Origin of the sequence: Streptomyces sp. adm13(2018), assembly GCF_008042145.1 — a bacterium.
In the GTDB taxonomy this organism is placed as follows: Bacteria; Actinomycetota; Actinomycetes; order Streptomycetales; family Streptomycetaceae; genus Streptomyces.
The window spans coordinates 1-4,962 of the sequence record NZ_RDBH01000271.1 but is presented as its reverse complement, the minus strand read 5'-3'; the positions used below and the strand labels follow the sequence as shown (position 1 = coordinate 4,962).

Annotated in this window: 5 protein-coding genes; 2 read left to right on the top strand and 3 right to left on the bottom strand. The window is 76.4% G+C overall.

The window, feature by feature from the left end:
- Nucleotides 1-30 precede the first annotated feature (30 nt).
- A complete protein-coding gene (locus EAO70_RS36495; RefSeq protein WP_148007073.1) occupies nucleotides 31-1,659 on the top strand; it encodes an amidohydrolase in 1,629 nt (542 codons plus the stop codon).
- A gap of 99 nt (nucleotides 1,660-1,758) precedes the next feature.
- Here EAO70_RS36495 and EAO70_RS36490 read toward each other — a convergent pair whose 3' ends face one another.
- A complete protein-coding gene (locus EAO70_RS36490; RefSeq protein WP_402117935.1) occupies nucleotides 1,759-2,760 on the bottom strand; it encodes a LysR family transcriptional regulator in 1,002 nt (333 codons plus the stop codon).
- A 70-nt stretch (nucleotides 2,761-2,830) separates the two neighbouring features.
- Between EAO70_RS36490 and EAO70_RS36485 the strand changes: the two genes are divergently transcribed.
- A complete protein-coding gene (locus tag EAO70_RS36485; protein WP_148007072.1) occupies nucleotides 2,831-4,003 on the top strand; it encodes a TDT family transporter in 1,173 nt (390 codons plus the stop codon).
- Here the strand turns inward: EAO70_RS36485 and EAO70_RS36480 are convergent.
- Nucleotides 3,930-4,670 (bottom strand): helical backbone metal receptor, encoded by a 741-nt coding sequence (locus tag EAO70_RS36480; RefSeq protein WP_148007071.1) that lies wholly within the window; start codon nucleotides 4,668-4,670, stop codon nucleotides 3,930-3,932. The genes EAO70_RS36485 and EAO70_RS36480 overlap by 74 nt on opposite strands.
- The coding region (locus tag EAO70_RS36475; RefSeq protein WP_148007070.1) for a cupin domain-containing protein at nucleotides 4,667-4,962 on the bottom strand (296 nt) is incomplete at its 5' end. The genes EAO70_RS36475 and EAO70_RS36480, both read right to left, overlap by 4 nt.

Below are 4,962 nucleotides of genomic sequence, written 5' to 3'. Positions count from 1 at the left end.
TCCCTCCCCCATCCCTTCCTGGAGCCACCCGTGCGCATCCGACTCGTCCTGCTCTCCGCCCGCCTGCTCGACCCCGACACGGGGGCGTTCCTGCCCGACACCGCGCTGGCCGTCGCCGACGACGGCCGGATCGCCGCCCTGGGCGACGACCGCGACATCCGCGCGCTCGCGGGGCCCGGCACCTCCGTCGTGGACCTCAAGGGCGCCGTCGTCACCCCCGGGCTCGTCGACGGGCACGTGCACCCCGTGAGCGGCGCCGAGCTGACCCACGGCCTCGACCTGTCCCGCTGCTCCGACGTCGACGACGTACGGGAGGCGCTCGCCCGCGAGGTCCGGACCCTCGGCCGGGGCGACTGGCTCTTCGGCTGGGGCCTCGACCCGAACGTCTTCGGCGACCGGACCGTCGACATCGCCCCCTTCGACACGGTCCTCGACGGGATCCCGGCGTTCCTGCTGCTCTTCGACGCCCACTCGGCGCTCGCCAGCCGCCGCGCCCTGGAACTCGCCGGGGTCGACGGGCCCCGCACCTTCGCCCAGGCATCCGCCGAGGTCGTCTGCGACGCCTCCGGCCGCCCCACCGGACTGCTCCAGGAGGACGCCGCCTGCGAACTCGTCGAACGGGTCGCCCCGCGACCGACGGCCGAGGAGACCCGCGAACGGCTCGCGGCGGCGCTGCGTTCCATGGCCGCGGCCGGACTCACCGGCGGCCACGTCATGGACGCGAACGGCGAGAGCCTCCGCCTGTACGGGGAACTCGACGCGGCCGGCGACCTGGCGCTGCGGCTCCGGGTGGCGCCCTGGTGCCAGCCCGGCACGGACGAGGACGGCGTACGGGACCTCATCGCCGGGCAGGGCACCGGCGGCGCGCTCTGGCGGGTCGCGGGCGTGAAGCTCTTCATGGACGGCACCATCGACAACGGCACCGCGTGGCTGGAGAAGCCCGACTGCCACGGGGAGTCCACCCACGCGTTCTGGCCGGACCCCGAGGCGTACACGCGCATCATCGGTGAGCTGCACCGGGCGGGGGTCGCGACGGCGACCCACGCCATCGGCGACGCGGCCGTGCGGCACGCGCTGGACGCCGTCGAGAAGGCGCGGGCCGGTGAGGGGGGCGCGGTGCGGCACCGGGTCGAGCACATCGAGACCGTCCCGGACGACACCCTGCGCCGCTTCGCGGAGCTGGGTGTGATCGCCTCCATGCAGCCCACCCACTGCTGCGACTACACCCGCGCCGACCACACCGACAACTGGTCGCGCCGACTCGGCGAGGAGCGCGCCTCGCGCGCGTGGCGCTGCCGGGACCTGGTCGACTCGGGGGCCGCGGTGGTGCTCGGCTCCGACTGGCCGATCGCCCCGTTCCCGCCGCTCGGCGTGATGGCCGGCGCACGGCACCGGCGTCCCTCCCGTGACCTCGGCAGCCCGCCGCACGGCCCCGAGCAGGCACTGACGGCGCTGGAGGCGCTGCGCGGGATGACGACGGCGGCGGCGCACGCGGCGGGCGAGGAGCACGAGGCAGGGCGGCTCGCGCCCGGCTTCCGCGCCGACGTGACGGTGTTCGCGGACAGCCCGCTGACGACCCCGGCGACGGACCTCCCGGACCTGCCGATCCTGCTGACGGTCCTGGACGGACGGATCACGCACCGGGCGACGGGGATCTGACGGAGCGCCCGGCGGTCGTAACGGGGGCGCTGTACGGGCACTCGGAGGACCGGCGCAGCCCGGACCGGCGGGGGCCCGCGCCCTCGCCGCCCCCGCCCGTCACCCCCCAGGCCGGGCGCGGGTCAAGGACAGCAGGTCGCGGGCCGGACCCGTCGGGCGGTGGCCGGCGGGCCACACCGCGCGGAGGTCGCGGCGCAGCCGCGCCCCTTCGACCGGGATGGCGACCAGGCGCCGCGAGGCCAGTTCCTCGGCGACCGCGAGTTCGCTGAGGACGGCCGGTCCGGCCCCGCTGACCGCCGCGGCCTTGACCGCCGTCGTCGAGGCGAGTTCGAGCAGCGGCTGCGCGAGACCGCCGTGGCCCGAGAGGGCCGCGTCGAGCACCTGCCGGGTGCCCGAGCCGTGTTCCCGCAGGACCAGCGGGGTGGCGGCGAGTTCCACCGGGTCCAGCGGGCCGCGGCGGCGCGCCCAGGGGTGCGAGGGCGCGGCCACGATCACGAGCCGGTCGTGCGCGACGACCACCCCGTCGAGGCCGTCCGGCACCGCGAGCCCCTCCACGAAGCCCATGTCGGCCTCGTTCGCGAGGAGCCGCTCCGCGACGACCGCCGAGTTCCCCGCCTGGAGCGACACCGCCGTGTCGGGTCGCTCGGCGCGCAGCGCGATCAGCCAGCCGGGCAGCAGGTACTCGGCGATCGTCATCGACGCGACCACCCTCAGACGGGAGTCCCGCCGCCCGCGCAGCGCCAGCGCGCCCACGTCGAAGGCCTCGGCCGCCTCGACGATCCGCCGCGCCCAGTCGGTGACGAGCGCGCCCGCGTCGGTGAGCCGCGAGCCGCGCGGCGAACGGTCGACCAGGGCCACCCCCAGCTGCCGCTCCATCGACCGGATCCGGCTGCTGGCCGCGGGCTGGGTGATGCCGACCTCCCGCGCGGCCGCGCCGAGGCTCCCGTGCCGTGCGACGGCGAGGAGCAGTTCGAGCGCCCCGAGGTCCGGGACCCGGTGATGCAGCTGGGCCCGGCCCCCGGAGCCGTACTCCTCGCTCCTGCGCCCGCCCGGCTGCTGCTCCTCGTGCCGCTCCCCGCGATGCTCCCCGTTGCTGGCCATAAACCCAGCTTATGACGTCATAGCCGCAAGATCCCTGGTGGGGGCGGGGCGATCGGACGACGGTGGAGTCATGGCAAGCCTCGCACCTCCGCTCCCCGCCGTCCGCGCCACCACCCCCGGCGCCCGGCCGGGGGCCTCACCGGTCCGCTCCGTCCGTCACCTCGGACCCAACTGGTACGCCGCCGTGATGGGGACGGCGATCGTGGGCAGCGCGGGCGCGGGACTCCCGGTGGACGTCCCCGGCCTGCGTACCGCCTGCGCGGCGGTCTGGGCGCTGTCCCTCGCGATGCTGCTCGCCCTGGCCGCCGCCCGTACCGCGCACTGGGCCCGCCACCGCGACCAGGCCCGTGCCCATCTCCTGGACCCGGCCGTGGCACCGTTCTACGGCTGTCTGTCGATGGCCCTGCTCGCGGTCGGCGGCGGCGCGGTGATCGTGGGCCGGGACTGGATCGGGCTGCCCGCCGCCGTCGCGCTGGACGCCGTCCTGTTCACCGTCGGCACGGTCGTCGGGCTGGCGGCCGCGGTCGGCATCCCGTACCTCATGGTCGTGCACCACCGGATCGAGAGCGCGTCCCCGGTGTGGCTGCTGCCGGTCGTCGCCCCGATGGTCTCCGCCGCGCTCGGCCCGCTGCTCGTGCCCCACCTGCCCGCGGGCCCGGCCCGGGAGACCCTGCTCCTCGCCTGCTGGGCGATGTTCGGCGTCAGCCTCCTCGCGACCCTGGTGATGCTGCCGCTGGTGTTCGGCCGGCTCGTGACGGGCGGTCCGCTGCCGCTCGCGCTCACCCCCACCCTCTTCCTCGTGCTCGGCCCGCTCGGTCAGTCGACGACCGCCGCGAACAAGTTCGCCGACGTCGCCCCGGGCGTGCTCCCCGCCCCGTACGCGCACGGCTTCGCCTCCTTCGCCGTCCTCTACGGCGTGCCCGTCATGGGCTTCGCCCTGCTGTGGCTGGCGCTCGCCGGCGCGATGGTGCTGCGGGCACGCCGCCGCGGGATGGGCTTCGCGATGACCTTCTGGGCGTTCACGTTCCCCGTCGGGACCTGTGTGACCGGCGCCGAGGGGCTCGCGCAGCACACCGGCCTGGCCGCCTTCCGGTGGCTCGCGGTCGGCCTGTACGTGCTCCTCGTCGCGGCCTGGCTGGTGGCCGGGACCCACACGGTCCGCGGTCTGCTCAGCGGCGCGCTGCTCGCAGGGCCCGCCCCAGCACCCGCGGCGCCTCGACGAGAGACGGGCCGTACCAGGTGAGGTGACGTCCGTCGACGAGCGCGGCGGCGGTCCCGGGGAAGGCCTCGGGGCCGTCGTCGGCCGTGAAGCGGTACGGCTCGTCGGGCAGGACGACGAGGTCCGGCGCGGCGGCGCGGAGCTCGTCGAGCGGCAGCCGGGGGTAGCGCTCGGGGTGGTCGGCGTACAGGTTGCGGACGCCGAGGCGGGCCAGCAGGTCGCCGGCGAAGGTGTCCCGGCCGAGGACCATCCAGGGGCGCCGCCAGATCGGCACGACGGCTGTGGAATCGCCCTCGGGGGTGACGGCCGCCCAGGCGGCCTCGGCGTCGTCGAGCCAGCGGGGGCGGCGGGGCGCGCCGCACGCGGCGAGGACCCGCTCCAGCTCGCGGAAGCCCTCGTCGAGGGTGCGGATCCCGGTGACCAGGACGTCGAGCCCGGCGGCCCGGAGCTCGGCGAGGTCGGCGGCCCGGTTCTCCTCCTCGTTGGCGAGGACGAGGTCGGGGCGGAGGGCGGCGATCGCGCGGACGTCGGGGTTCTTGGTCCCGCCGATCCGCGCCGCGCCGAGGTCCGCGGGATGGCTGCACCAGTCCGTGGCCCCGACCAGCAGGCCGGGCGCGGTGACGGCGACGGCCTCGGTCAGGGACGGCACGAGGGAGACGACCCTCCGGACCGTGCCGCGGCCGGTGGTCACTCCTCCTCGGCCTCGACGTGCTCCGCGACCGCGACGACGAGCAGCCGGGTGCCGGCCTCCGTCGCCCGCCAGCGGTGCCGCACGCCGCCCGAGAGGTAGAGGGTGTCGCCGCGCCCGAGGCGGTACGCGCGTCCCTCGGCCTCGACCTCGGCGGCGCCGTCGGCGACGTACAGCAGCTCGTCGTTGCGGTGCTGGAACTCGCGTCCGGCGTCCTGCTCGCCGGTGAACTCCAGGGCGTGCAGCTGGTGCCGGCCGCGGACGATCGCCCGGCGTCCGGGCGATCGTCCGCGGC

What these genes read in the sequence shown, in the direction of transcription:
- EAO70_RS36485 (WP_148007072.1), top strand. Translation starts at nt 2,831, where the DNA reads ATGGCAAGCCTCGCACCTCCGCTCCCCGCCGTCCGCGCCACCACCCCC.
- EAO70_RS36490 (WP_402117935.1), bottom strand. Translation starts at nt 2,760, where the DNA reads ATGGCCAGCAACGGGGAGCATCGCGGGGAGCGGCACGAGGAGCAGCAG.